The 23555-nt window shown below is 71.0% G+C and carries 28 protein-coding genes; 17 read left to right on the top strand and 11 right to left on the bottom strand.

Annotated features, from left to right (window positions below):
• Window positions 1–31 precede the first annotated feature (31 nt).
• Together CFP65_RS01930 and CFP65_RS01935 are read left to right on the top strand one after the other, a co-directional pair.
• A complete protein-coding gene (locus CFP65_RS01930) occupies window positions 32–1348 on the top strand; it encodes a tetratricopeptide repeat protein (protein WP_254552166.1) in 1317 nt (438 codons plus the stop codon).
• A 133-nt stretch (window positions 1349–1481) separates the two neighbouring features.
• The gene (locus tag CFP65_RS01935; RefSeq protein ID WP_104814448.1) at window positions 1482–1994 is read left to right on the top strand and encodes a DinB family protein; all 513 of its coding nucleotides are present in this window, start codon (window positions 1482–1484) and stop codon (window positions 1992–1994) included.
• Window positions 1995–2127: 133 nt separating this feature from the next.
• Here the strand turns inward: CFP65_RS01935 and CFP65_RS01940 are convergent, their stop codons facing one another.
• Together CFP65_RS01940 and CFP65_RS01945 are read right to left on the bottom strand one after the other, a co-directional pair.
• Entirely contained in the window at window positions 2128–2472 is a 345-nt protein-coding gene (locus CFP65_RS01940) for a hypothetical protein (protein WP_158701980.1), read from the bottom strand.
• A gap of 29 nt (window positions 2473–2501) precedes the next feature.
• The gene (locus CFP65_RS01945) at window positions 2502–4205 is read right to left on the bottom strand and encodes a high frequency lysogenization protein HflD (RefSeq protein ID WP_254552167.1); all 1704 of its coding nucleotides are present in this window, start codon (window positions 4203–4205) and stop codon (window positions 2502–2504) included.
• Window positions 4206–4600: 395 nt separating this feature from the next.
• Here CFP65_RS01945 and CFP65_RS01950 point away from each other — a divergent pair, with 395 nt between their 5' ends.
• From CFP65_RS01950 to CFP65_RS01980, 7 genes are all read left to right on the top strand, one after another.
• A complete protein-coding gene (locus CFP65_RS01950) occupies window positions 4601–5770 on the top strand; it encodes a HoxN/HupN/NixA family nickel/cobalt transporter (RefSeq protein WP_174805492.1) in 1170 nt (389 codons plus the stop codon).
• Window positions 5771–6049: 279 nt separating this feature from the next.
• Window positions 6050–7432 carry a DUF4331 domain-containing protein gene (locus CFP65_RS01955; protein ID WP_254552168.1) on the top strand — a complete coding sequence of 461 codons (1383 nt, stop codon included), beginning with the start codon at window positions 6050–6052 and terminating at the stop codon, window positions 7430–7432.
• 85 nt (window positions 7433–7517) lie between these two features.
• A complete protein-coding gene (locus tag CFP65_RS01960; RefSeq protein WP_174805493.1) occupies window positions 7518–8834 on the top strand; it encodes a lipopolysaccharide assembly protein LapB in 1317 nt (438 codons plus the stop codon).
• A 324-nt stretch (window positions 8835–9158) separates the two neighbouring features.
• Window positions 9159–9965, top strand: a complete 807-nt coding sequence (locus tag CFP65_RS01965; RefSeq protein WP_104814452.1) for a ferritin-like domain-containing protein — start codon at window positions 9159–9161, stop codon at window positions 9963–9965.
• On the top strand, window positions 9962–10774 hold the full coding sequence (locus CFP65_RS01970) for a ferritin-like domain-containing protein (protein ID WP_254552169.1): 813 nt from the start codon (window positions 9962–9964) through the stop codon (window positions 10772–10774). Before CFP65_RS01965 ends, CFP65_RS01970 begins: the two co-directional genes overlap by 4 nt.
• 81 nt (window positions 10775–10855) lie before the next feature.
• A complete protein-coding gene (locus CFP65_RS01975; protein ID WP_104814453.1) occupies window positions 10856–11314 on the top strand; it encodes a cupredoxin domain-containing protein in 459 nt (152 codons plus the stop codon).
• A gap of 89 nt (window positions 11315–11403) precedes the next feature.
• A complete protein-coding gene (locus CFP65_RS01980) occupies window positions 11404–11781 on the top strand; it encodes a hypothetical protein (protein WP_254552170.1) in 378 nt (125 codons plus the stop codon).
• 42 nt (window positions 11782–11823) lie between these two features.
• On the opposite strand, the gene CFP65_RS39595 is transcribed toward CFP65_RS01980, so the two are convergent.
• The gene (locus tag CFP65_RS39595; RefSeq protein ID WP_168219572.1) at window positions 11824–11988 is read right to left on the bottom strand and encodes a hypothetical protein; all 165 of its coding nucleotides are present in this window, start codon (window positions 11986–11988) and stop codon (window positions 11824–11826) included.
• A 443-nt stretch (window positions 11989–12431) separates the two neighbouring features.
• On the opposite strand from CFP65_RS39595, the gene CFP65_RS01985 reads away from it, so the two are divergent.
• Genes CFP65_RS01985 through CFP65_RS01995 form a run of 3 tightly spaced genes read left to right on the top strand, consistent with a single transcriptional unit; the run spans window position 12432 to window position 15080 of the window.
• Window positions 12432–13604, top strand: a complete 1173-nt coding sequence (locus CFP65_RS01985) for an anti-sigma factor antagonist (RefSeq protein ID WP_104814455.1) — start codon at window positions 12432–12434, stop codon at window positions 13602–13604.
• Window positions 13605–13609: 5 nt separating this feature from the next.
• A complete protein-coding gene (locus tag CFP65_RS01990) occupies window positions 13610–14350 on the top strand; it encodes a GAF and ANTAR domain-containing protein (protein ID WP_104814456.1) in 741 nt (246 codons plus the stop codon).
• Between the two features lies 1 nt (window position 14351).
• The gene (locus CFP65_RS01995; RefSeq protein WP_158701981.1) at window positions 14352–15080 is read left to right on the top strand and encodes a class I SAM-dependent methyltransferase; all 729 of its coding nucleotides are present in this window, start codon (window positions 14352–14354) and stop codon (window positions 15078–15080) included.
• A gap of 46 nt (window positions 15081–15126) precedes the next feature.
• On the opposite strand, the gene CFP65_RS02000 is transcribed toward CFP65_RS01995, so the two are convergent.
• From CFP65_RS02000 to CFP65_RS02015, 4 genes are all read right to left on the bottom strand, one after another.
• Entirely contained in the window at window positions 15127–15288 is a 162-nt protein-coding gene (locus CFP65_RS02000) for a YqaE/Pmp3 family membrane protein (protein ID WP_158701982.1), read from the bottom strand.
• Window positions 15289–15393: 105 nt separating this feature from the next.
• The gene (locus CFP65_RS02005; protein ID WP_104814459.1) at window positions 15394–15744 is read right to left on the bottom strand and encodes a PRC domain containing protein; all 351 of its coding nucleotides are present in this window, start codon (window positions 15742–15744) and stop codon (window positions 15394–15396) included.
• Window positions 15745–15818: 74 nt separating this feature from the next.
• Window positions 15819–15992, bottom strand: a complete 174-nt coding sequence (locus tag CFP65_RS02010) for a CsbD family protein (RefSeq protein WP_104814460.1) — start codon at window positions 15990–15992, stop codon at window positions 15819–15821.
• A gap of 41 nt (window positions 15993–16033) precedes the next feature.
• Window positions 16034–16615, bottom strand: coding sequence for a hypothetical protein (locus tag CFP65_RS02015; RefSeq protein WP_104814461.1), 582 nt, complete (start codon window positions 16613–16615; stop codon window positions 16034–16036).
• Between the two features lie 143 nt (window positions 16616–16758).
• Between CFP65_RS02015 and CFP65_RS02020 the strand changes: the two genes are divergently transcribed.
• Window positions 16759–17463, top strand: a complete 705-nt coding sequence (locus CFP65_RS02020; protein WP_104814462.1) for a TetR/AcrR family transcriptional regulator — start codon at window positions 16759–16761, stop codon at window positions 17461–17463.
• Between the two features lie 137 nt (window positions 17464–17600).
• The gene (locus CFP65_RS02025; protein ID WP_254552802.1) at window positions 17601–17756 is read left to right on the top strand and encodes a DUF6131 family protein; all 156 of its coding nucleotides are present in this window, start codon (window positions 17601–17603) and stop codon (window positions 17754–17756) included.
• A gap of 206 nt (window positions 17757–17962) precedes the next feature.
• On the opposite strand, the gene CFP65_RS02030 is transcribed toward CFP65_RS02025, so the two are convergent.
• A complete protein-coding gene (locus tag CFP65_RS02030) occupies window positions 17963–18211 on the bottom strand; it encodes a hypothetical protein (RefSeq protein ID WP_104814464.1) in 249 nt (82 codons plus the stop codon).
• A gap of 322 nt (window positions 18212–18533) precedes the next feature.
• Window positions 18534–18878 (bottom strand): hypothetical protein, encoded by a 345-nt coding sequence (locus CFP65_RS02035; RefSeq protein WP_104814465.1) that lies wholly within the window; start codon window positions 18876–18878, stop codon window positions 18534–18536.
• A 274-nt stretch (window positions 18879–19152) separates the two neighbouring features.
• Here CFP65_RS02035 and CFP65_RS02040 point away from each other — a divergent pair, with 274 nt between their 5' ends.
• Entirely contained in the window at window positions 19153–20346 is a 1194-nt protein-coding gene (locus tag CFP65_RS02040; RefSeq protein ID WP_158701983.1) for a YbdK family carboxylate-amine ligase, read from the top strand.
• A 44-nt stretch (window positions 20347–20390) separates the two neighbouring features.
• Here CFP65_RS02040 and CFP65_RS02045 read toward each other — a convergent pair whose 3' ends face one another.
• Window positions 20391–20645 (bottom strand): hypothetical protein, encoded by a 255-nt coding sequence (locus CFP65_RS02045; protein ID WP_158701984.1) that lies wholly within the window; start codon window positions 20643–20645, stop codon window positions 20391–20393.
• Between the two features lie 288 nt (window positions 20646–20933).
• The gene (locus tag CFP65_RS02050) at window positions 20934–21950 is read right to left on the bottom strand and encodes an acyl-CoA desaturase (protein ID WP_104814468.1); all 1017 of its coding nucleotides are present in this window, start codon (window positions 21948–21950) and stop codon (window positions 20934–20936) included.
• Between the two features lie 379 nt (window positions 21951–22329).
• Between CFP65_RS02050 and CFP65_RS02055 the strand changes: the two genes are divergently transcribed.
• Complete coding sequence (locus tag CFP65_RS02055) at window positions 22330–22899, top strand: DUF421 domain-containing protein (protein WP_104814469.1); 570 nt, start codon at window positions 22330–22332, stop codon at window positions 22897–22899.
• A 241-nt stretch (window positions 22900–23140) separates the two neighbouring features.
• Window positions 23141–23536, top strand: coding sequence for an STAS domain-containing protein (locus tag CFP65_RS38640; protein ID WP_158701985.1), 396 nt, complete (start codon window positions 23141–23143; stop codon window positions 23534–23536).
• Window positions 23537–23555 lie beyond the last annotated feature (19 nt).

Raw genomic sequence — 23555 nt, forward strand, 5'->3', positions numbered from 1 at the left:
ACCCAGCCCACGCCGCCGCAGACTCCTGCCCGTGGCGGCCGTCGGCGTCCTGGGCGTGGGCATGTTCCTCGCCGGCGGCCTCGGACTGGCGCCGCCGTCCCAGCACGGCCGGTCCACTGCTGCTCCGGCCACCCGAGCGGCGGGGAGCCTGGACGAGACGAACGCTTCCTCCGACGCCCTGGCCGGCCACATCGCCGCGCTCCAACGGCACCTGCGCGAGCAACCTGACGACGCCACGGCCCTGGGCACCCTGGGCCTGGACTACGTCCAGCAGGCCAAGATCACCGTGGACCCGTCGTACTACCCCAAGGCCGAGGAGGTGCTGAAGCGATCGCTCGCCCTGGAGACGGCGGAGAACTTCACGGCCATGGCGGGCATGGCCGCCCTTGAGGCGGCCCGGCACAACTTCACCTCGGCACTGGACTGGTCCCGGCGGGCCGTCACGGTCAACCCCGACAACGCCACCCTCTACGGGATCCTCGCCGACGCCTGCACCCAACTCGGCCGCTACCCCGAATCCTTCGACGCCGTGCAGCACATGGTCGACCTGCGCCCCGGCACCCCGTCCCTCGCCCGCGCCTCCTACACCTGGGAACTGCGCGGCGACGTGGCAGCCGCCACCGAGAACATGAAACGCGCCCTGAACGACGCCAACACCCCGGCCGACCGCGCGTTCACCCTCTACCACCTCGCCCAACTCGCCTTCGACAACGGCGACCCGAAGACCGCCCTGGCCCACACCGCCGCCGGCCTGCGCGCGGCCCCCGGCTCCGCCGAACTGCTGGCGGGCCGCGCCAAGGCCGAAGCGGCGCTCGGCGACACCGACGCCGCACTCGCCGACTACGCCGGCGCCGTCGCCAAAGTGCCCCAGCCCGCCTACGTCCTCGAACTCGGCGAACTGCTCCAGTCCTTGGGCCGCACCAAGGACGCCGAGCAGCAGTACCAGGTCTTCCGCGGCGAGGAGAAGCTCTTCGCCGACAACGGCGTCGCCCCAGACAGCGACCAGACCCTCTTCGAAGCCGACCACGGCGACCCCGTCAAAGCCATGGCCCTGGGCGAGAACGGGCTCCGCAGCCGCCCGTTCATCGAAATGCACGACGCCTACGCCTGGGCCCTGCACCTGGGCGGCCGCGACACCGAGGCCCTGGACCAGTCCCGCCAAGCCACCGCGCTCGGCACTCGCAACGCCCTGTTCCACTACCACCAGGGCATGATCGAGAAGGCGCTCGGCCACTCCCAGGAGGCCCGCACCGAACTCGGACAAGCCCTCGCCATCAACGAGCACTTCAACCCGCTCCAGGCCGCCACAGCCCGGGCCGCCCTCCAGGAGCTCGGCGCAGTCGCCTGAGGCTCTCACAGCCGGCCGTCCTCGCACCTCATGACCGGGCGTGCTGGGCACCGGATGGGAGCGGCCAAGTCGCGTCCGGCCCTGTCGGAGGTCCTGCCTGCCGATGGTTTCGGGCGCTGGCGATAATCGACCGATGAGTGCCATCGAACGCCCTTTGCCGCCCCTGAACGCCGACGAGCGCACCACGCTCGAAACCTGGCTTAACTTCCACCGCGCCACCCTCGCCAAGAAGTGCGAGGGCCTGGACGATGCGCAGGCCGCCGTCGCGCCCGTGCCACCGTCCGGCTTCACCCTGGCCGGCCTCGTCCAGCACATGGCGGAGGTGGAGCGAAACTGGTTCCGCCGAGTGTTCGCAGGAGAACAGGCCACGCCGATCTACGACCCGCAGGCCGACCCGTCTGCCCCTGACGGCGGCTTCGAACTGGCCGAAGGCGCCACCCTGCGCGACGCCCTCGCCACCTGGCACACGGAGATCGCCCGCGCCTGCGAGCTCTGCGCCGACCGCGCTCTGACCGACACCGGCCGCTTCATGGGGCAGGACGTCAACCTCCGCTGGATCTACGTCCACATGATCGAGGAATACGCCCGCCACAATGGCCACGCGGACCTACTCCGGGAGCGCCTCGACGGCGCCACCGGCGTATGACACCGAATCAGGTGGTGCGCCGGACAGCTCGTGGGCGATCGGGCCTCACCAGCGAGCCCGGCACATTCGTCCCGCCGGCCCATCGAACGGCGGGCCTGTTGGGCCGTGTCACAGATGCCTCGGGCGAGGGAGCTCAGGACGGAGCGGCCACGTGCGAGGGGTCTCCGCCCAGGCTGCGGTACAGCTGCGTCCAGCGCAGGTCCGTCTCCGTCGCGGGTTTGCCGTCGCAGTACGCCTTGGTGCCGTTGGCCGTGTAGAAGCGCATCATCGTCAGGACCGATGTCGGGTCGGCCTTCTGACCGGCCGTATAGCGGATTCCCGGTTCCTGCTGCTGGTGCTGCAGGCAGCTGGGCGACGGTGTCCCCGGCTGTGCGTCGAAGCTGCCGTTCTCGTTCCCGCCGCACGCGGCAGCGAGGGGGCCGAGGGCCAGAACGAGGACGAGAATGGGGAGCGTGCGGCGGATTCGGACGGTGGGCACGAGCTGGACCTCCTGCTGCGGGGGCGGGTTCACAGAGTGGGCGGCAGACTGCGGACCACGAGTCCGATGCCGACGGTGACGACGAGCAAGGCGGTCAGCAGCGCGGTGTACGGGGTGATCCGGCTGACCGCGCACAGGAAGGGCCGGTCGGCGGCTCCCGCGATCGAGTCGCCGAGCCGGACGAAGAGCAGCCCCGCGGCCGTGAGGGTACCGGCCATGCCCAGCCCGTAGGCGAGCACCAGGCCCGCGCCGAAGAGGGTACGGCCCAGCGCCACCGCACCGAGCAGCACCACCAGGGCGGAGGGGCTCGGCACCAGACCGCCCGCGATGCCCAGCCCGATCAGGCCGCGCCTGCCCAGCGGCCGGTCGGGCTCGCCGTGGTGATGATGATGGCCGAACAGGCCATGGCGGTGGCCGTGACCGTGGTCATGGTGGTGGTCGCGGTCGTGGTCATGATGATGTCCGTGCGGGTGCGGGTGCGGGTGCTCGTGACCGTGCTCGTGGGGATGGCCTTGGGGGTGATCGTGGCTGTGGTGACTTGGGCCGTCACCGTGGTCGTGGTCGTGGTCGTGGTGTCCGGTCTGGTCGGCTGGTGCACCGGCGAGTACCGGGACAGGGGCGTCGACAGGCCGGGCCGTGGTAGCCGGGGCGTGGTCGTGGGTGCGGCTGCGGGCACGGCGGAACGCGTCGAGCAGCAGCCCTGCGCCGACCAGGGTGACCAGCGCGCCGCTCGTGACGCCGAGCCAGCCGAGGACGAGGTCGCCGGCCAGCGAGGAGAAGGCGGTCAGACACAGCCCGAGGACGAGAACGCCCGCGGTGTGGGTCACGGTGACGGTCGCACCGACTGTGAGGGCGTCGCGGGTGCTGCCGCGCCGCCCGGCCAGGTACGCCGCCATGATCGTCTTGCCGTGCCCGGGGAGCAGTGCGTGTCCGGCGCCCAACACGATGGACAGGAGTACGGCGAGCAGGCCGACCGGCAGGGTCAGGTTGTGTGTCGCGCCCAGCCCGGCGAGCTTGGCGTCCAGTCGGGCGAGCCAGGCGGTGGGCCCGCTGCCCTGCGCGCCGCCGGCGGCGCCGGCGAGCGCGGAGCTGGTTCCGTCGCCGGGCACTGCGGTGAACTCGGCGGTCACGACGCCGCTGGGGCTGTCCAGCAGATCCCGTGGGTAGTCCCGCAACTGCCGGGAGATCGACTGCTCGGGAACGCTGCTGTCCTGGAGGTGGGCGCCTTCGGCTGCGGCCGTGATCTCGTTCCACCCCACCCGGGTTGCGTCGCTCCCGGTGGCCACCCGCAGCCGGGCCCCGGCCGGGCCGAGGTCCAGCGGTGCCTGGAGGCGGCACTCCAGGCGGCTGGTCTCCAGGCCGGCTGAGCCGGGCGCGTACTGGAACGAGGCCGAACTCACCGTCCAGTGCAGGGTGCCGCCGTCCGCCGTGACGGTGAGCCGGTCGGCGCTCTGGCGGCACTGCTGGTCGGCCCAGGCTGCCAGTTCGCCGTCGTCCGCTGTGCCGTTGCCGTCGCGGTCCACCTCCGGCTTCTGCTGCAGGGTGGGGATCTCGGCAGTGTCGGTGACGGACAGGGCTTCGAGACGGTCGGGGTGCACGGTCAGGCCGGTGTAACGGTTGACGGAGAAGTTGCCGAGCGGGTGGGCTCCGGCTGGGGGCGTGACGGCTGCGGTCAGCCATACAGTGCCGACCAGCAGGACACCGGCTCGGGCAACGGAACGGGGGACGGCCACGTACTGCCTCCGGCGGATGGGCCAGGGGCCGCTCCTGGTGGGGCACCTGGCGGGTCGGTGCCGGACACCGTGACCGGCTCTGACACCTTCGCCGCACAACGCCGACCGCCCCGCCCGCGACACGGCCGACCCGCGACAGTCACCCGGACGGATGCAGCACCTTCGTGCCCACGCACGTACGACGGTTCCAGTGACGGCAGTTGGGCGATCTTCGCATCTCCGAAGAAGACGATCCTGCGCTCCTCGATGCACGTCGGGGCGTGCGATCCGCGCTCCACATCCACCGGATGCCTCAGCGCGCCCCATGACAGACCTGAGCAGTTGCCAGCATTATGCAACTACTAGAGCAAGGCTTCCCGCTGTGCCTTCCGTGCCCCAGGTGAGGAAGTACGCCCATGACGACCACCGCACCCGTCCGCGCACTGAGCGACAACATCAGGTCATCGTGGCGGCGCACCGCCGCGACGATGACCCGTCAGGAATGGTCCCGGCTGGCCGCGATGGCGGCCTTCATCACCGCGCTGCACGTCGTCGGCTGGTTCACCCTGGTCGTGATCGTTGCGCCGGGCCACTACAGCGTCGGCACGAGGAGCTTCGGGGTCGGAATCGGCGTGACCGCCTATACCCTGGGCATGCGGCACGCCTTCGACGCCGACCACATCGCCGCCATCGACAACACCACCCGCAAGCTCATGCAGGAGGGCAAGCGGCCGCTGTCGGTGGGGTTCTGGTTCTCGCTCGGCCACTCCAGCATCGTCTTCGCCCTGGCGTTCCTGCTCTCGCTGGGCGTCAAGGCGCTCGCCGGCCCGGTGCAGGACGACGGATCGAGGCTGCACCAGGTCACCAGCCTGGTCGGCACCGCCGTGTCCGGCACCTTCCTCTACCTGATCGCGGCCATCAACCTGGTTGTCCTGGCCGGTATCTGGCGGATCTTCAGGCGGATGCGCTCCGGGCACTTCGACGAAGCGGCGCTGGAGGAGCAGCTCGACAAGCGCGGCCCGATGAACAGGCTGCTCGGCCGAGTGACCCGGTCGGTCGGCAAGCCGTGGCACATGTATCCGCTGGGGCTGCTGTTCGGCCTCGGCTTCGACACCGCCACGGAGATCGCCCTGCTCGTCCTGGCCGGGTCGGGGGCGGCGTCCGGTCTGCCCTGGTACGCCATCCTGTGTATGCCCGTCCTGTTCGCGGCCGGCATGTGCCTGCTCGACACGATCGACGGGTCGTTCATGAACTTCGCCTACGGCTGGGCGTTCTCCAAGCCGGTCCGCAAGATCTACTACAACCTCACCATCACCGGCCTGTCGGTCGCCGTCGCGCTGATCATCGGCACTGTCGAACTGCTCGGCCTGCTCGCCCAGCAGCTCGACCTCCACGGCGTCCTCTGGGACCGGATGGCCGCCCTGGACCTCAACCTCGTCGGGTTCGTCATCGTCGGCCTGTTCTTCGCCACCTGGATCATCGCCCTGACCGTCTGGAAGCTCGGCCGGATCGAGGAGAAGTGGACCGTCGGTCTGCACACCTCGGCGGTAGAGGTGGTCCCCGGACCGGCTGCGGTAGAGAGCTGACCGTCCGGGGTCACGGGCCCTGGCCGAGGTTCGGCTGTCCGGGTGCAGTTGCTCAACCACGCGGGTGACCCGAGCGGTCCGGGCCGCGCGCTTCCACGAATCCGTGTCGGGATCCGGCTCAAGTGCCAGTGCGGCTGTTCAGCCGGAGCCGCCCCGCGGGCACCACTGAGCCCGGCGGACACCCACCCGTCACGGAAGCGAGAACTCCACCGTATGAACGTCACACGCCGACCTGCCCGAACGAGCTCCACCGCCCGCACCGCGGCGATCCTCACCACCATGAGCCTCGCCCTCGCCAGCACCGCCCTGCTCGGCGCCGGCGCCGGCGTCAGCACCGCCTCCAGCCACCGCGAGGCGCCGCTCATCGCCGCCGACCCGCAGGTCGACAACACCGACGTCTACGCCTTCACCAGCCCCGACAACCAGGACACCGTCACCCTGGTCGCCAACTGGCTGCCGTTCCAGGAGCCCAACGGCGGCCCCAACTTCTACCCCTGGGCCGACGGCGCCCACTACGACATCAACATCGACTCCCAGGGCACCGGCCACCCCGACATCACCTACCGCTGGACCTTCCACACCGAGGACCAGCGCGGCACCAACACCTTCCTCTACAACAACGGCGTCGTGAACAACCTCACCGACCCCACCCTGCTGTTCCACCAGTACTACACCCTCCAGGAGCTGCGCCCCGGCTGCAAGCCCAAGACCCTGGTCGCGCACGGCACCGCCGCCCCCTCCGACACCGGCAAGGCCTCGATGCCCGACTACGGCAAGCTGCGCGACCAGGCCACCGTCCAACTCCCCGGCGGCGGACAGACCGTGGCCACGCAGGCCGCCGACCCGTTCTTCCTCGACCTGCGGGTCTTCGACCTGCTCTACGGCGGCAACCTCTCCGAGGTCGGCCAGAACACCCTCGCCGGATACAACGTCAACACGCTCTCCATCCAGGTCCCCAAGAGCGACCTCGCCTACAAGGGCGACGCGACCCGCAACCCGGTGATCGGGGTGTGGTCCAGCACCGAGAAGCAGAGCATGAAGCTCTCCCCTGGCAAGGAGGAGCCGGTGGGCAAGTACGTCCAGGTCTCGCGCCTGGGCAACCCGCTGGTCAACGAGGTCGTCGTCCCGGCCGGCCTGAAGGACGCGTTCAACGCGCTGCCGCCCTCGGAGGACCACAACCAGCCAGCCGTCGTCGCCAAGGTCCTCGACCCGGAGGTCCCGCACCTCGTCCAGGCCGTCTACGGCCTGCCCGCCCCGGCCACGCCGCGCACCGATCTCCAGGAGATCTTCCTCACCGGCATCGCCAAGGCGGCCAACGGCCCGCTCGCCGTCGACCTCAACTCCCAGCTCATGAACCAGGACATCGACCCCAACGCGTTCGTCCCGGCCGAGGAGCTGCGCCTGAACATGTCGACGCCGGTCACCGCCGAGCCGGACCGCCTCGGTGTCCTCAACGGGGACTTCCAGGGCTTCCCGAACGGGCGCCGCCTGACCGACGACGTCGTGGACATCGCCCTGCAGGTCGTCGAGGGCGCCACCCCCGGCCACCTGATCCCGGCGCTGGCCGCCGGCGACAAGGTCGACCACGCCGACAAGCCGTTCGGCACCACCTTCCCCTACGTCGCTCTGCCCTACGCCAAGGCCGTCAACCAGGCCCACTGACGGTAGATCGGGGCGGGTGCGGCGGAGGATCCCCCGCGCACCCGCCCCGCCCCACGTGACCCTTCGGCTCAACCGGGACCGGGACATGCGACGACTTCCGCTCGTGCTCACCACCACCATCATGTGCGGCGCGCTGGCCGCCGTCGGCCTGTGGCAGGAACGCCCGGTCGATCGGTCGTCCTCGTCGGACAACGTCCGGCGCGACAACCGACAGCTCGCCACCGGCTCCCTGCCCCAGGCCATCACCACCGACCAGCAGCGGCTTCGCGCCGCACCTACCGACGCAGCAGGCTGGGCACGCCTGGGCGCGGAGTACGTGGAACAGGCCCGGCTGACCGCCGACCCCTCCTACTACCCGAAGGCCGACGACGCGCTGCAACGCTCACTCACCCTCGCACCGAAGGACAACATCGACGCGCTCACCGGACTGGGGGCGCTCGCCAACGCCCGCCATCAGTTCGCCCAGGCCCGCGACCTCGCCGGCCAGGCGATCGCGATCGCGCCGCTGCACTGGCCGGCCTACGCCGTCCTCGCCGACGCCCGCACCCAGCTCGGCGACGACACCGGCGCCACCGAAGCGGTGCAGCAACTGCTGGACCGCCAACCGGGCACCGCCTCCTTCACCCGCGCCGCCTACGACCTCGAACAGCACGGCCGCACCGACGACGCCAAGCAAGCACTCCAGCAAGCCCTGACCGACGCCTTCGACCCCGCCGACAAGGCGTTCTGCCAATACCAGACCGCCGAACTTGACCGCAACGCCGGCCACCCCGACCAGGCCCTGGCCGGATACCGGCAGGCGCTTGCCGACGACCCCGACTACACCCCGGCCCTCGCCGGCCAGGCCCGGGCCGAAGCCTCCCTCGGCAACACCGACAGCGCCGTACGGGACTACGCCAAGGCCATCGCCAAGGTGCCGCTGCCGCAGTACCTGCTGGAAATGGGCGAACTGCAGCAAGCCCTCGGCCACCCCGCCCAGGCCGAGGAACAGTACCGGCTGCTGGACGCCGAACAGCGCCTCGCCGCGGCCAACGGCGTCGTCGACGACCTGACCATGGGCCAGTACCAGGCCGACCACGGCGACCCAGCCAAGGCGGTACGCCTGCTTAGGGCCGAATGGGACCGGAGGCACAACGTCCTGGTCGCCGACGCCCTCGCCTGGGCCCTGCACCGCCAAGGCGCCGACACCGAGGCCCTCGAACTCGCCCGCCAGGCCCAGCACACTGGCTGGCACAACGCCCTGTTCGCCTACCACCGCGGCGAGATCGAACACGCCCTCGGCCAGGATGCCGCCGCCCACGACGACCTCGCCCAAGCCCTCCGTGAGGACCCCTACTTCAGTCCGCTCCAGGCACCCCTCGCCCGAGCAGACCTGGCCGCCCTCACCGGCAGCACGCCCTGACAGCGAACCCGTCCCCGACACGGGCAGCTCGGCTCGCAGTGACCCACTACCCAGAAGCCACCGAGCCAGCTACACCGACTGCGGAACCGCTGCCACCGGAGGCCACCCCCCAGTTCTCGCAGGTCGCGAGAACGTCATGCGAAGAGACCACATCAAAGTGCGCGAAAGCCAGGTGGAGTGACGCCATAAGGCGCAACCCCGCTCACTCCCCCGGGTGAAGAACGGCGCACTCGCCGAACAAGGACCAATCCGCCGCACCACGCGTGACGAACCATGCCGGTAGGAGCCCGCCACTAGTGGGCCCACGGGATGAGACGGGGCACGATGGCCACAGAACACATCGACACCCGGCTGCTCGAAGGACTCACCGAGCAGTCGGAAGACCTGAACAGCGACGCTCTGCGGATCACCCGCGAGGCGCTGACCGACTTCGGGCAGGTGGTCGAGTCCGAGCAGCGTCGCTGGTGGCAGCGCGGCGGCCTGATCGCCGGCGCCGGCGGCCTGGCCGCCCTGTGGGGTGCCTCGCGCGCCTTCGCCGACACCGCCTCGCCCTCGGGTTCGATGGCGGACGACATCATGGCGCTGCAGACCGCCGCCTCGATCGAGAACCTGGCGGTGAGCGTCTACCAGACCGCTGCCACCCTGCCGTTCATCAAGGACGGCAACAAGACGGTGGCCGCGTTCATCGCGAAGACCACCACCCAGCACCAGGCCCACGCACAGGCGTTCAACGCCGCCGCCACGAAGGCGGGCGGGAAGGCCCAGAACGACCCGGACCCGAAGTACAAGGCGGTCGTCGACCAGACACTGCCGACCATCAAGACCCCCGCCGACGTGGTCAAACTGGCCATCACCCTGGAGGACGTGGCAGCCCAGACCTACACCAAGAACGTCTCCCAGGTCTCCACCGCCGACCTGCGCAAGCTGTTCGCCTCGGTCGCCCCGGTGGAGGCCCAGCACCGCGCCACCCTGCTCGCCGTCCAAGCGCTACTCGCAGGCAACGCCGCCGACCTGATCACCATCCCCGTCGACCCGGCCAAGCTCCCCGCCGCGGCCGGCAGCGTCGGCTTCCCCGACGCCTTCTACAAGACCGACAGCGCTTCCCCGATCAGCGAAGGGGCCGTCAAGTGACCACCACCGAGGGCGGCTGGGAACTCCCCGTCAGCGAGCGCGAACTCACCATCCTGACCAGGGAGATGGACGAGGCACACCGGCAGACGCTGCCCGCGATGCGAGCGAGCGCCGTCGACCTCACCGAGGAGATCCGCGCCCGGCAGGACCACGGGCCGCGCGATGCGAGCCGGCGCCGGTTTCTGCTGGGCGCGGGCGGAGCAGCGGCCGCGCTGACCCTCGCGGCCTGCTCCAGCGGCAAGTCCTCCTCCTCGTCCTCCGGCAGCCCGTCGGCGGCGGCCTCCGGCTCGACGGCCGCTGGGCAGTACACGGGCGACCTGAAGGTCGTGGCGTTGGCGACCGCGCTGGAGAACCAGGCCGTCGGTGCCTACCAGGCCGCGCTGGACGCGGCGAAGGCCGGTAAGCTCGGCACCGTGCTGCCGGCGGTGGCCACCTTCATCACCACCGCGATGGGCCAGCACGCCGACCACGCCAAGGCCTGGAACGCCGTACTGACCGGTGCGGGCAAGGCCGCCATCACCGACGTGCCGCTCTCCAACCAGCCGGCCACCCTCCAGGCCCTGGGGGCGGCCACCGACGTGGGCACGGTCGCCAAGCTCGCCCTCTCCCTGGAGGACCAGGCCGCGCAGACCTACCTCTTCGCGACCTACAACGTCACCAGCCCGGCTGGCATCGCCACCGCCGCGACCATCGCCCCCGTCGAGGCCATGCACGCCGCCATCCTCAACTACGTCCTCGGCCAGTACCCCGTCCCCGACGACTTCCTCCCCGTCGACAAGGCCGCCAGCCCCACCCTGCTCACCGTCTGAGCACCCAGCAGACCCCTGGCGGGCCGGGCGGGCATCCCCCCTCCTCACCGGTCCGCCAGGCCCGACGACCGAGAGGCTGCCATGCCGATCATCTCCAGCCGCCCTCGCCGCTCCATGCTCGCCGTCGGCACCGTGTTCGCGCTGGTCGCCCTGACAGGCTGCTCCAGCAGTAGCGGCTCCTCGACTAGCTCCCCCACCGCAGCCGCCTCCTCGGCGCCGAGTGCGCCCAGTGCTGCCTCAACCACCGGACCGGGGTCCTCCGGGCCCAGTTCCACCGCGGCAACGGTCACGATCAAGGACTTCAAGTTCAGCCCGGACACCCTCACCGTCGCGCCCGGCACCGTCATCACCGTCACCAACCAGGACTCCACCGCACACACCCTGACCGCCACCGGCGCCAAGGCCTTCGACACCGGCACCATCGCCCCCGGCAAGTCCGCCACGATCACCGCCCCAAGCACAGCAGGCAGCTACCCCTACATCTGCACCATCCACCAGTTCATGACCGGCACCCTCACCGTCAGCCAGCCCAAGCCGTGACCGACCCCTCCGGAGGAGCCATGGCAACCGCGGCAACAGACCCTCGCCGACCGGCCGCTGCCCGTGTCGTACACGGGCTGCTGCGTGTGGTGGCCGCTGTTGGCCTGGCCGTCGACGCGGGCGTGCACACGCACCTGGCCCACCGGTACGACGCCGTCAGCGCGAGCATCAGCCAGGGCGCCCTGTTCAGCATCGAAGCGGGCGCGGCCGCCCTGGCGGTCGTGCTGGTCCTTGCCTGGCGCCGCCGCATCGGCGACCTGTTCGCGTGGCTGGTCGCCGTCGGCGGGCTGGCCGCCCTCCTTCTCTACCGCTACGTCGACGTGGGTGCGCACGGCCCGCTCCCCGACATGTACGAGCCGATCTGGTTCACCGACAAATCGCTCACCGCCTGGGCCCAGGGTGCCGCCGCACTGGCACTAACCGTCCTGCTCGTCCTGCCACGCCGACGACGGGTACCGGCAAACTGAGCAACGTCAGCCCGCCCCCTGACCCTCGCCATGGGCGGGGTGTCACCGCGGGGCGCGACGGCCGCGAGCCGAGCGCACGGCCAGGAAGACGACGTCGGCGAGGAGGAGAAGAACACCGATGGCGAGCAGGTACAGCAGCCCGTGCACGACGACACCGACGATGCCCAACACGATCGCCACAATGACGACCAGGAGGAACAGAGCCATCACACGCCTCCCTGTGGACCCAGCGGATTGCGGCCCACTTCCAGTCTGCACTCCGGCAGCCCCTGTTCACGAGCGTCACCGACTGCGCACCTGTGCTCGCGGCGGTCCGCCTAGGGTTCTGGAAGCCCCGTAGAGCCACGATCTGGTCATCGAAGGCCGCGATCCGCCCACCGCCGTCGCTCGCGGACGCCTGCGGCACGGCCACGGGACGACCGTCGCCGCCCTAAGTCTCCTGTGACTCGTCCGGTCCTGGGCCGCGTATCCGGACTACTCTGATGACGTACGGTCCTCCGTGCCCACCAGGCCGATCGGCCTGGGCGGCGTCCGGGAGCCGGAGCCCCCACCCCGAGGGTTCGAGTGCCCGTTGCTGAGGACCGGACGAGCTGTTGCTCGCGCTGCCCCCGACCCCGGCTGCGTCACCGACGTCGGCTGAGGAGGCCGCGATGGGCCGCGTACACAAGACCGACACCCTCCGGCCGCCCGGCGTGCTGCCGCTCTCCCCCGCGTTTCGTGCGCGACGGCGCGACGGCGCACACGCTACGGTGATCACACTGGTCGGGGAGCTCGACATGGCCACGAAGGCCCGCCTGCTGGACACGGTGGGAAGATGCCTGGAGACGGGGGCGAGCACGATCGTCGTCGACCTGTCATCCCTCACCTTCTGCGATGTCAGCGGCCTGAACGCCCTCCTCGCCGCCAGCCGGTCCACCGTCGCAGCGGGGGGAAGCCTGCGCCTGGTGAACCCTAGCCGCTCGGTGACGCGCCTGATCAACCTGACCGGCACGGGTGGCGTTCTTCTCCCAGGTAGGGGATCATCCGGCGAGCAGCCGCACGGCAGCGCCCCAGGGTCGCCCGGAACAGGACAACTGGTGATCAGTGACCGAATGGCCCAGGTCTTGCGCCTGCTCCAGCTCGACGACGGGTACGACACCGCGGCACGGGTCGCCGCGAAGGCCGCCGAGACCCTGGGGGTGGACGGGCTCACGGTCTCCCTGGCGACCGGTGGCGAGCGGGCGGAGCTGATGTGGTGCACCGACCGGGCCGCCGGACGCTTCGAGGATCTGCAGTTCACCCTCGGCGAAGGCCCGGGCCCCGAGGCGGTGCGAACCGGCGCGATGGTCCTGATCCCGGACCTGGCGCAGGTCCGGGCGGACCGCTGGCCGGCCCTGAGCATGGAGGCCGCGGGTCTGGACGCCCGGGCCGTGTTCTGCTTCCCGATGGGGATCGGGGCGATCCGGGTCGGCGTGCTGACCGTGGTGCGCAGGCTTCCCGGGCTGCTGAGCGACGGCCAGGTCCGTGACGCGCAGGTCCTCGCGCACGCCCTGACCGGACGCGCCCTGGGGAGTGTGGTCCCGGACGCGAACGGCGCGGTCGTTCCGGCCGACACGCCGGACTCCCTGCTCCACGCGGTCGTCCACCAGGCCACCGGCATGGTCAGCGTCCAACTCGCCGTACCGCTGGCCCAGGCCCTGCTCAGGCTGCGCGCGCACGCCTACAGCAGCGGCCGCCCCCTCACCGACATCTCCCGGGACGTCGTCGCACGACGGCTGCGCCTGGACCACAACGGCAACGGCAACGGCGACGACACGCCGCTGCCCGTCCCAGACAAGGACTGATCGCCATGGCCCGCGAACAGCAACTCACCAAGGTCTTCGTGGAGGTCGCCGACTCCCTGATCGACGACTTCGACCTGATCGACTTCCTCCAGCGGCTGTCCGAGCGCTGTGTGGAGCTGCTGGACGTCGCCGCGTGCGGGGTGCTGCTGGCCGACGAGCACGCCGTGCTGCAGGTGCTCGCCGCCTCGGACGAGAACACCCGGCTGCTGGAACTCTTCGCACTGCAGCACGCCCAGGGCCCCTGTGTGGACTGCTACCGCAGCGGCCGGCCACGCACCAACGTCAAGCTCGAAGACCCGGTCGCCGCTCAGGCATGGCCGCAGTTCACCCCGGCCGCCCTGCGGTCCGGGTTCGTGGCCACCAACGCGATCCCAATGCGGCTGCGTGGAAAGGTCATCGGCGCCCTCGGCCTGTTCCAGACCACCGACCACGCCCTGACCGAGGAGGACACCGCCCTCGCCCAGGCACTCGCGGACCTGGCCACCATCGCCATCCTGCAACAACGCACCGCAGCGCACAGCGAGACCGAACGCAGCCAGCTCCAGCACGCACTCACCAGCCGGATCGTCCTGGAACAGGTCAAGGGCATCCTCGCCGAGCGCTGGCAGGTCACCACCGACGAAGCGTTCACCGCCCTGCGCGCCTATGCCCGCGCCCACCACCACCAGCTCTCCGTCCTGGCCCGGTCGATCGCCGACGGCGAGTTCGACACCGACCGGATCCCCCGCACAGTCCCGCACCACTGACATGAGCGACACGGGCGGTTACACGGTCTCGGCGGAGTTCTACGACATCCTGCAGGCCGAGACCGACCGCCACCTGGCCGAGCAGCGCTTCACCGAGGCCGCCGTGCGCGCCCGGCACGCGATCCTCGACGTCGGCGCGGGCACCGGGATCGTCACCGAGGTCCTGCTGCGTGCCTCCAGCGTGCCCGTCCACGCCGTCGAACCGGCCCCGGCCATGCGCGCCGCCCTGCTGTCGCGGCTGGCCCACCTCGGCGCCGACCGGCGCGCCCGCGTCACCGTGCACACCGAACCCGTCAGCACGGCAGGCCTGGCCGCAGTCGCGGACCTGGCAGTCGCCTCAAACATGATCGCCTGCCTGGAGCCCGCCACCAGGCGCGCCACCTGGAAGGCGCTCGCGGCGGCCCTCATGCCCGGCGGCCTGCTCCTGTTCGATCCGCCCCCGGCCGCCCTGCCCGCCGGGGCCGAGACCGTGGGCAGGCTCGGCCCGGTACGGGTCGGTCCGGACCTGTACAGCGCCGAGGTCACCCGCCGGCCCGACCGTGGCATCCTGCGCACCGTCTTCACCTACCGCGTCGAACGGGAACAGGAGGTGCTGCGCGAAGCACAGGAGGCGTTCGACATGTGGCCGACCCCGCCCGGGCAGCTCGCGGAGGAGCTCCAAGCCCACGGCCTGCAGCTCGTGCGGGCCCCCAGCTCCGATCTCATGGCAGCACGCCGCCCCGCCGCGTGACACCGGCAGGGAGCCGAGCGGGGAGTTGTCCGGCTGCGGGCTCCGGTCAGTCCTTGACCACCTGGTAGATGCCGTACACGACGCCGGGTACGTGGCCGCACAGCTGGAGGAGGAACGCCCAGAGCACCTTGATGCTCGGGCCGTCCTTGATCAGCACCGCGAGGAACGGCAGCACCAGGCACAGCAGGACGAGCAGGACCTTCACCATGATCGTTCCTCGATCCATGACAGCGGACCCAACTCCTCGGGGGAGTTGAGTCCGTGGGTGGAACCGGGCATCGTCCCCTCCGGCCCTGCGGCGGGCCGGGTGGACTCAGCGTCCCTGGGATCCGTAGTACCTGCCGACGCTCTCCCGGTAGCCGGCGTCGCCCTTGTGGACGTCGGGGTCGTACTCGGGGCCAGCCTTGATCTGTTCCTTGGTGCGGTTGACGAAGATCGTCTCGTCGTCGTGGTCGACGCGGGTGATGGTGCCGGCGGGCAGCATCACGTGCTTGCCGATCAGCCACGGCTTGCAGTTGACGACGATGTAGGCGGCGCCGACCTCGTCGGTGGCGTCGTCGACCTTGCCGATGTGGCCGTCGGTCGCCTCGACCTTGTAGCCGGTCAGGCTGGTGCCGGGGGTGTACTTCGCATCGGGGCCGTAGCCCCACATGGTGCTGGTCATGGCTGTCCCTGTCCTTGTCTCGATGTTCCCGTCTCGATCGGTCCGGCTGCGGCGTCCGACGCTGCGGCCGGTGCTCAGTGCTTGAACGCGTCCTTGACCTTGGCGCCGGCCTGCTTGATGTTGCCCTTCGCCTGGTCGACGCGGCCCTCCGCTTCAAGGGCTCGGTCGCCGGTGGCGCGACCGATGGTCTTCTTCGCACCGCCCTTGACGGCTTCGGCCTTGTGGGCGGCCTTCTTGCCGATACCCATGGCTGACTTCCTCTCTGTCTGCGAGTACCTCCTGGGGCCGTCTACCGTCGGCCGGCGGCACGCCCGCCAAGGAGGTGCGGTCTGCGGTGCCCGTGCCGGGGCACCGAATCGCCGTAGTCCGTCGGCATCGGAGCGACGCGCGTACCGGCCGTCTGTTCGCCCGCGCCGCCCTGCCGGCCGGCCAGCTCGTCGCGCTCCTCGGCGAGGTCGTCCCGCTGCCGGGCGAGATCGTCGCGCTGCTCGGCCAGTGCGTCGCGCTCCTGAGCGAGGCCGTCGCGGTCATCGGCCGCCGAGGCCGCCCGCGCGCGGGCCGTGTCGCGCTGTTCGACCACCTCATCGCGGCGCTTGCTGACGGCCGCCGTCTCGCGGCGGGAGTGCCGTAGCCCGCGTCGGGCGACGGCGCCGCGCCGCGCACTGGCCAGCAGCATTCCGAGCCCCAGCATGCCCACAGCCCCGACGATGATCCCGAAGAGGAACAGGGTTCCGGTGGAGCCGGTCATGTGGTGCCCGAACACGGCGAACGCGTTGCCGACCGCATGCCCGCTGCCGGTGTTGCTGAAGATGCCGGCCACCGCGACAACGGCTGCCACCACCAGGAGGATGAGTCCGAGGACAATGATCATGACGTGTGCTCCAATCGGATCTACGTCGTATGCCTACAGTGAACTCCGGGGCTACACTGGTGTCTACAGTGTAGGTATACGAACTTTCAGTCTCCCGGCGCTCACCCCGAGTGAGGAGAAGCGAAGTGAGTGAAGGTACCGACATGGCCACTACTCAGGTCGACCCGGCCCTCCGGGACTGCGACCCGCCGACGGGCGGCAAGCTGAGCCGCGAGCGGATGCTGGCCTGCGCCCTGGAGATCATCGACCGCGAGGGCATCGAGAAGCTGTCCATGCGCCGCCTGGCCCGCGCCCTCGGCCACGACCCGATGAGCCTGTACCGCTACGCACCCAACAAGGCGGCCCTGCTCGACGGCGTCGCCGAGACCGTCCTCAACGAACTCACCGTGGACCCCACCGACCCCGACTGGGTCGCCCAGCTACGCGCCGTCGCCCGCCGCTACCGCCGGATAGCCCTCAGGCACCCCCACGTCGTACCGCTCCTGGTCACCCGACCCCTGGCCACCCCGCTAGCCCTACGCCCCCGCGGCACCCTGCGCCCCCTCGAAGCCGTCCTCGCCCTGCTCACCAGGGCCGGCTTCAGCGGGGCCGACGCCCTGCACATCTACCGCGCCCTCTTCGGGCTCCTGCACGGCCACGTCCTCAACGAACTGCAGGAACTCGTCGACAACCCCGAGGAGACCGACGACCTGCTGCGCCTGGGCCTGCACCGGCTGCCCATCGGCGAGTTCCCGCTCCTTCGCAGCCTCGCCTCGGCCCTGGCCACCTACGACGGCGCCGCCGAACTCGAACGCGGCCTCGACATCCTCCTCACCGGCCTGGCCACCACTCCCATCCAACTCGCCTGACACCGACGGCAGGAAACCAGTCGGTCCACCGCCCTTGACCCCAGCGCCAAAGGAAATGGCAGAAAGGACCGGTGACGGATTTTCTCCGCTTCGGCGGAGGCATCTACCCACAGGGGGAGCAAGAATCGCAGGCCACCATGATCATCCTTGGAGTCATCCTCCTCATCATCGGATTCGTCACCGGAATCGCCATCCTGTGGACCATCGGCATCGTCCTGGTCCTCGTCGGGATCGTGCTGTGGACCATGGGCGCCGTCGGGCACCAGGTCGCCGGCCGCCGCCACTACTGGTAGGCACCAACCGATACTCGATCAAGGCCGCGAGGCCCGCTCGATGACAACGCCGACCACCCACCACGCCGACCATGGATCACGGCAACCGGCCGGCAGGCCCCAGCGCCCCCGTAGCCGGACCGCCCAGGGCGGGCGTCCGGCTCGGGCAGACGCCCTGTGCGACCGGCGAGTTGCGCCCCGGCCCGTCGCCGGCCTGGTAACGCCGACTACGTCCGCCCAGCCGGTCCCCAGATCACGCACGCGGGCTCATGCAGATACAGGTACATCACCGTTCCCCCGGCCGCGACGCGCCGCTCGGTCACCACCTGGCAGCACACCGCCTCCGGCTTCTGCACGGACCGCAGCCACCGTTGGTCAGGCACCAGCGCGGCCCGAGCATCCAGCGAGGCCAGGCTCGCACCGATCGCCCTGGCGCGAAATCGGCGCCGACCTCGGCGCACCTGCGTGGGCTTCACCTGCCCAAGAATGCCGCGCCCTCCGTTCCGGCGGGCGGAGCGACACGGCACGGTCGCCCGCCCAGGGGCCGAGCACAGCACCGAACGAGGAGAGGGCCGCGCACTCTGGCGAGCGGTCGCCGATCGGCCGCGCCCCGACCGGCAGGGTGACTGCTACAAGCCCTGTCCCTCCAGGCTTTCCGGGGCCGGGCGGGTGTGCGGTGCGGGGGTCACCGACGCGGGGGCTGCCCGCCGCCGTGGCCGTCCGTCTTCGCCTGCCGTGCGGCGGCGGTGCTGCGCAGCACGACTTGGGGCAGGACGAGCCAGGTGGTGGTGAATCAGGTCATGGCCGGTCGTCGTGGCGGCCGCAGAGCCAGGCCAGCGCCTGGTAGGCGCCCAGGGCCGACGCGGCGTCCGCCTGAGTGTCCGGGGCGTGGCGCAGGCGCACCTCGGCTGCTTGGCATTCGGCCTGCAGCTGGGCGCGGCACGGCCCGATGGGTCCGAGCGCGGCGGCGGCGGTGACCGGTGCCGCGATCTGGGCTCCGGTGGCCCACTGGTAGGTGCCCAGTACGGCGTGGTCGAACCCGGTCCAGGGCTGCGGGCGCCGGTTGGCGGAGTCGATCGCGTCGAGCACTTCGTCCAGCGAGCGGACTCCCACCGCCGGGATCGTCGTCTCTTCACTGGTCATGCCCGAAACCTACGACAGCTCGCCGCAGTCCGCCGCCGGGAGGGAGGGCTGGGCGGCCCCGGGGAAGGGGGCAGGGTCGGAGCGCCGCTCGCAGCGGTGGGAGCGCGGACTCGGTTTCCGGCGGCTCGCGCGGGACATACGCAGGGGCGAGACCCCCGTCCCAGGAGCGCAGCTTCATGATGCAGATTCCTTTCGCACGTGGTGGTGCCCGGTCCGGCACTGGGTGGCGCGAACTTCTCGTCCGGCGGTCGGGCGACGACTCGGAACCGCCGAGATGACCGGCCGCGCTGGCGCTCTCAGGTTCGGCGTCGAGGAGGAGTTCCTGCTGGTCGACAAGGCCACCCGGGTGACCGTGCCCCGTGCCCACCTCGTGGTTCCGCAGGCCGCCCTGACCTTGGGCCCCAGAGCCCAGCACGAGTTCTTGGCCAGCCAGGTAGAGACGTGCAGCCGCCCCGTCTCCACTGCCGCAGAGCTCCGCGCGGAGCTGGCGTCCGCGCGCCGGGCCATGGCCGCAGCGGTCGAGAGCGCCGGGGGCCTACTGGTGGCCTCCGGCACCGCTGTCCTGGCCAGCCGCCACCCGCTGCCGCTGACCCCGTCCGACCGCTACCGGCGGGTGGCCGCCCATGTGGGCCCTGTCGCCGACCAGACCGGTGGCGAGATCTCCGGGTGCCACGTCCACCTGGGCGACCTCACCCGCGCCGACGCCCTCGCGATCAGCGCGCACCTGCGCCCCTGGCTGCCCGTCCTGCAGGCGCTTTGCGTCAACTCGCCGTTCTGCGAAGGGCGGGACCTCGGCGCCGCGAGCACCCGCGCCGGCCGCTACCTGGCCTGGCCCACCTGCGGGCCCGCCCCGGTCCTGAACCCGGCCGAGTACGAGCGGACGGTACGGCGGTTGATCGCCCGACGGGTGATCCTCGACCGGAGGATGCTGTACTGGTACGCCCGGCCGTCCGAACACCTGCCCACCCTGGAGGTGAGGATCGCCGACACCAACGCGGACCTGGACGTCCCGGTCCTGCTGGCTGTCCTGCTGCGCGCCCTCGCCCACACCTTCCTCGCTGCCCACCGCGCGGGCACCCCGCCCCCGCGCACACCTTCGACGGTCGTCCTGCGCGAGGCTCACCGCCAGGCCGCGCTCGGCGGCCTGGCCGGCGTCGGCACGGACCCGTCCACCGGGCGCCGCCTGCCGATGCGCCGCCTCGTCGCCGACCTGGCCGAACTGGCCGCCCCTGCCCTGGCGGGGACAGGAGACCTGGAGACCGCCCTGCTGCTCCTTCACCGCCGCCTGACCCGCGGTACGGGCGCCGACCGGCAACGCGCCGTATTCGCCCGCCGACACTCGCTCACCGATGTCGTCGACGACCTCGCCCGCCGGACCACCGCCTCGGCAGCTCTCGCGGCGCCCGTCCTCTCTCTGAGCACCAGCAGCCCTTCCGACCGCCTCACCAGCGCTGCGGTCTCGTCCTGACGGGTGGTCCGCAGCAGGCGGCGGGCTCTCCTTCGGCGGCCCGCTCAGTCTTGCGCTGCGGGCAGGGCGATCCGGTGCACCACTGCGGCGTCCAGCTCGACATCGACCGGCAGCGCCGGATGCAGCCAGCGCACCAGCGACCGGGCTCCGGAATGCGGCGGGCGCAGACGTTCGGCGACCGGAGTCCACAGCTGCCCGAACTCCTGCTCGGGCAGCTCACGAGTCACCACTCGCCGTCCGTCGGCGAGCAGCACCAGCAGGCGGTGATCGCGGCCGGGTCCGGCGGCGACGCCGATCACCCAGCCCCTCACCACGGGCCGCCCGGACTCAGTTCCGGTGGAAGCGGCAGGAGCATGGGCGGTCTCCCTCCGTATACGAGGCACAACCCTCCGAGCATGCCAGCAGGCATTCGATACGACCAGGCGGGCGGACCGGAGTTCCCCGTCTGTGACCTCGATCCCTCCGTCCTCCGGTCCTCCCCAAGGGTGCGTTCCGAGAAGCTGTTCAGGCGTGGGAGCAGTCGGCGGGCAGCCCGGTCGCGTTCCTGGCCGCGGCCGAGGGCTCAGGTACGGCATGCCTTCGGGGGGTCACGTCTGCCGACGGGGGTCGAGGCGCGCGGGGACCGGCCAGCGCACGTCGCGGACCCACCCCAGGCGTTCGAGGAACCGGATGGCTGCGGCTGACGGGTCGATCTGGCCGCGGTCTACTCCGTGGCGGGCGCAGGTGGGTTCGGCGTGATGGAGGTTGTGCCAGCTCTCGCCGAAGGAAAGGAGGGCCAGCGGCCACAGGTTGGTGGCGCGGTCGTGCCGACGAGTGCGGAACGGGCGTCGTCCGATCATGTGGCAGAGCGAGTTGACGCTCCAGGTCACGTGCTGGAGCAGGGCCACGCGCAGCAGGCCCGCCCAGAGCAGGGCGGTCAGGGCATCGTGCCAGGTGCCGCCGATCGTCCAGCCCGCTGCGAAGGGCAGTGCGAGGGAGAGGACGCACAGGGCGGGGAAGGCGCGGGAGACCGCGCGCAGATCCGGGTCGGCGAGGAGGTCGGGGGCGTAGCGGGCCGGCGGTGTCACGTCGGCCGTGAACAGCCAGCCGACGTGGGCGTGGACCAGGCCCCGCAGTTCGCCTCGCATGCTGGTGCCGTAGCGGAACGGTGAGTGCGGATCGCCAGGGCGGTCGGTGAAGGCGTGGTGGCGGCGGTGGGTGGCGACCCAGCCGATCACGGCGCCTTGAAAGCTCATCGATCCGGCCACCGCCATGGCGATCTTCAGCGCGCGGGCCGGGACGAAGCTGTGGTGGGTGAGTCCGCGGTGGAATCCCACCGTCACCCCCAGACCCGTGACGGTGTAGAACAGCAAGGCCAGGGCGATGTCGGTGGGGCCGATGAGCCGCCCCCAGAGCACCCAGCCCGCGAGCACCAGGGCCACGAACGGGAACATAACCACCAACGCCGTCACTGCCAACTGCCAACGCGGCACTTCCACCCGATGGACCGATGGGTCATGAGGGAAAGGCTCGGTGCCGTCGTACGGTATCCGCGGTGGGCCTTCGCGTGGTTGCGACGCCGCCGGCCGGACCGGTGATCCGGTGGCCTGCCCCGGAATGGACATCCCGGCTCCTTCGCCGTTTCGTCTGCGGCGCGGCCGGGGTCTGGGGCAGCTTCTGCTCGGGCCGCCGGAGCAGCCGGCCCGCCAAGACCGACTCCGAGCGGACCTCGGCCACACTGCGAGTGTTTCGCGCGCGCCGACAGCACTGTCCACCATAGTCCCGGCACAGCCTCAGGTGGAGCTCTGGCCTCGATCAACCGGCTCACCAGGCGCACCCCGGCGGAACGCCCTGCGGCTGGACGTGGCGCGACTGCTCCGGTTCGGAGCCTCCGAGCGCGACCGGAAGGGTGACACGCGCTGCCGCCGACCACCACCTGGGACACCGTCACATCCGGGTCGGTGATGATCGGCACAGGCGCAGCCCGATCATACGGAGTCCCCCATGTGGCATGACCTGTCGTCGGTTCAGATCCCCATCGCCGAGAAGATCCTGCGGACCGTGGCGGTCTACGTGCTGATCGTGGTGCTGTTCCGCCTCAGTGGCAAGCGGGGACTGGCGAACCTGAACACCTTCGACTTCGTGGTGATCTTCCTGCTGTCCAACGTCGTGCAGAACGCCGTCATCGGGAACGACAACAGCCTGCTCGGTGGTGTGATCGGCGCGGTCACCCTGGTGACGGTCAACGCGCTGCTGAACCGGTGGCTGGCCCGCGACCGGCGCGCCGCACGCATCGTGGAGGGGAGGCCGACCACCGTCATCGAGGACGGCCGGCTGATCCCCGCCGCCCTCAGCCATCTCGCGCTTCGCCCCTCGGAGGTCGAGCACGCGGTGCGGCTCCAGAACGGTGACGCGGTCGAGGATGTCGCACTCGGCCGCCTGGACCCGGACGGGCAGCTGATCGTGATCCTCAAGCATGAGCGGCAGAGCGCCACGCGCGCGGACATCGCGCGGCTGGAAGACCGCCTCGCCGCCATCCAACTGCTCCTGGCCGCCGGACCGCCACGTACCTGACGCCGACGGCCGGCTCGGGGCGCTCCAGGCAGCTGGGCAGCGTGCTGCCGCGGCACGGAGATCCTCGATCGCCACGCACCCTCACCTGCAGCGTGTGGAAACCCGCCTTGCGGGTAGGCGCCCAGCCGTAACGCAGAGTCGGCGGCCACAGAACAACAGGCAGCTTGCGCGCCCACTCGGCAACCACCCGGGCATCTCCCGAAGACCTGCCCGACCGCATGTCCCAGCAAGGGAGCCGATCATGCACGACACCTCGGTAGCGCAGCCGGAGCTCGACCGATCGGGCAGCCCGCTGACGGTCAGCAGCAACTCGGCGGCGGTGCCGACCCAGGTGTGCCGCCTCGACGGAGAGCCCGACCGCTCGACCCGATGCCTGCTCCGAGCCGCCTTAGCGGAGGCCGTCGCCGACGTGCCGGCCATGCTTGTCGTCGAGCTGTCAGGACTTACCGGCTGCGACTCCGCTTGCCTGAACGCCCTCCTCGACGCCCACCACGCTGCCGAAGCCGCCGGAACCTGGCTGGTCCTTTCCGGCGCCGGACCGCAGCTGCTGCATCTGCTCGCCATCACCGGAACCGACGAGGTCTTCACCGTCCGGGCCCACGTCCGTACCAGCGCGCCGCAACTCCCGGTCCGGTAGGAACCCGACTGGCCGTCAG

It is taken from the genome of Kitasatospora sp. MMS16-BH015 (genome assembly GCF_002943525.1).
Classification (GTDB): domain Bacteria; phylum Actinomycetota; class Actinomycetes; order Streptomycetales; family Streptomycetaceae; genus Kitasatospora.

Coding starts and splice junctions, on each gene's coding strand:
- CFP65_RS01935 (WP_104814448.1), top strand. CDS start 1,482: ATGAGTGCCATCGAACGCCCTTTGCCGCCCCTGAACGCCGACGAGCGC.
- CFP65_RS01950 (WP_174805492.1), top strand. CDS start 4,601: ATGACGACCACCGCACCCGTCCGCGCACTGAGCGACAACATCAGGTCA.
- CFP65_RS01955 (WP_254552168.1), top strand. CDS start 6,050: ATGAGCCTCGCCCTCGCCAGCACCGCCCTGCTCGGCGCCGGCGCCGGC.
- CFP65_RS01960 (WP_174805493.1), top strand. CDS start 7,518: ATGCGACGACTTCCGCTCGTGCTCACCACCACCATCATGTGCGGCGCG.
- CFP65_RS01965 (WP_104814452.1), top strand. CDS start 9,159: ATGGCCACAGAACACATCGACACCCGGCTGCTCGAAGGACTCACCGAG.
- CFP65_RS01975 (WP_104814453.1), top strand. CDS start 10,856: ATGCCGATCATCTCCAGCCGCCCTCGCCGCTCCATGCTCGCCGTCGGC.
- CFP65_RS39595 (WP_168219572.1), bottom strand. CDS start 11,988: ATGGCTCTGTTCCTCCTGGTCGTCATTGTGGCGATCGTGTTGGGCATC.
- CFP65_RS01985 (WP_104814455.1), top strand. CDS start 12,432: ATGGGCCGCGTACACAAGACCGACACCCTCCGGCCGCCCGGCGTGCTG.
- CFP65_RS01990 (WP_104814456.1), top strand. CDS start 13,610: ATGGCCCGCGAACAGCAACTCACCAAGGTCTTCGTGGAGGTCGCCGAC.
- CFP65_RS01995 (WP_158701981.1), top strand. CDS start 14,352: ATGAGCGACACGGGCGGTTACACGGTCTCGGCGGAGTTCTACGACATC.
- CFP65_RS02000 (WP_158701982.1), bottom strand. CDS start 15,288: ATGGTGAAGGTCCTGCTCGTCCTGCTGTGCCTGGTGCTGCCGTTCCTC.
- CFP65_RS02005 (WP_104814459.1), bottom strand. CDS start 15,744: ATGACCAGCACCATGTGGGGCTACGGCCCCGATGCGAAGTACACCCCC.
- CFP65_RS02010 (WP_104814460.1), bottom strand. CDS start 15,992: ATGGGTATCGGCAAGAAGGCCGCCCACAAGGCCGAAGCCGTCAAGGGC.
- CFP65_RS02015 (WP_104814461.1), bottom strand. CDS start 16,615: ATGATCATTGTCCTCGGACTCATCCTCCTGGTGGTGGCAGCCGTTGTC.
- CFP65_RS02020 (WP_104814462.1), top strand. CDS start 16,759: ATGGCCACTACTCAGGTCGACCCGGCCCTCCGGGACTGCGACCCGCCG.
- CFP65_RS02025 (WP_254552802.1), top strand. CDS start 17,601: ATGATCATCCTTGGAGTCATCCTCCTCATCATCGGATTCGTCACCGGA.
- CFP65_RS02035 (WP_104814465.1), bottom strand. CDS start 18,878: ATGACCAGTGAAGAGACGACGATCCCGGCGGTGGGAGTCCGCTCGCTG.
- CFP65_RS02040 (WP_158701983.1), top strand. CDS start 19,153: ATGACCGGCCGCGCTGGCGCTCTCAGGTTCGGCGTCGAGGAGGAGTTC.
- CFP65_RS02050 (WP_104814468.1), bottom strand. CDS start 21,950: ATGTCCATTCCGGGGCAGGCCACCGGATCACCGGTCCGGCCGGCGGCG.
- CFP65_RS02055 (WP_104814469.1), top strand. CDS start 22,330: ATGTGGCATGACCTGTCGTCGGTTCAGATCCCCATCGCCGAGAAGATC.
- CFP65_RS38640 (WP_158701985.1), top strand. CDS start 23,141: ATGCACGACACCTCGGTAGCGCAGCCGGAGCTCGACCGATCGGGCAGC.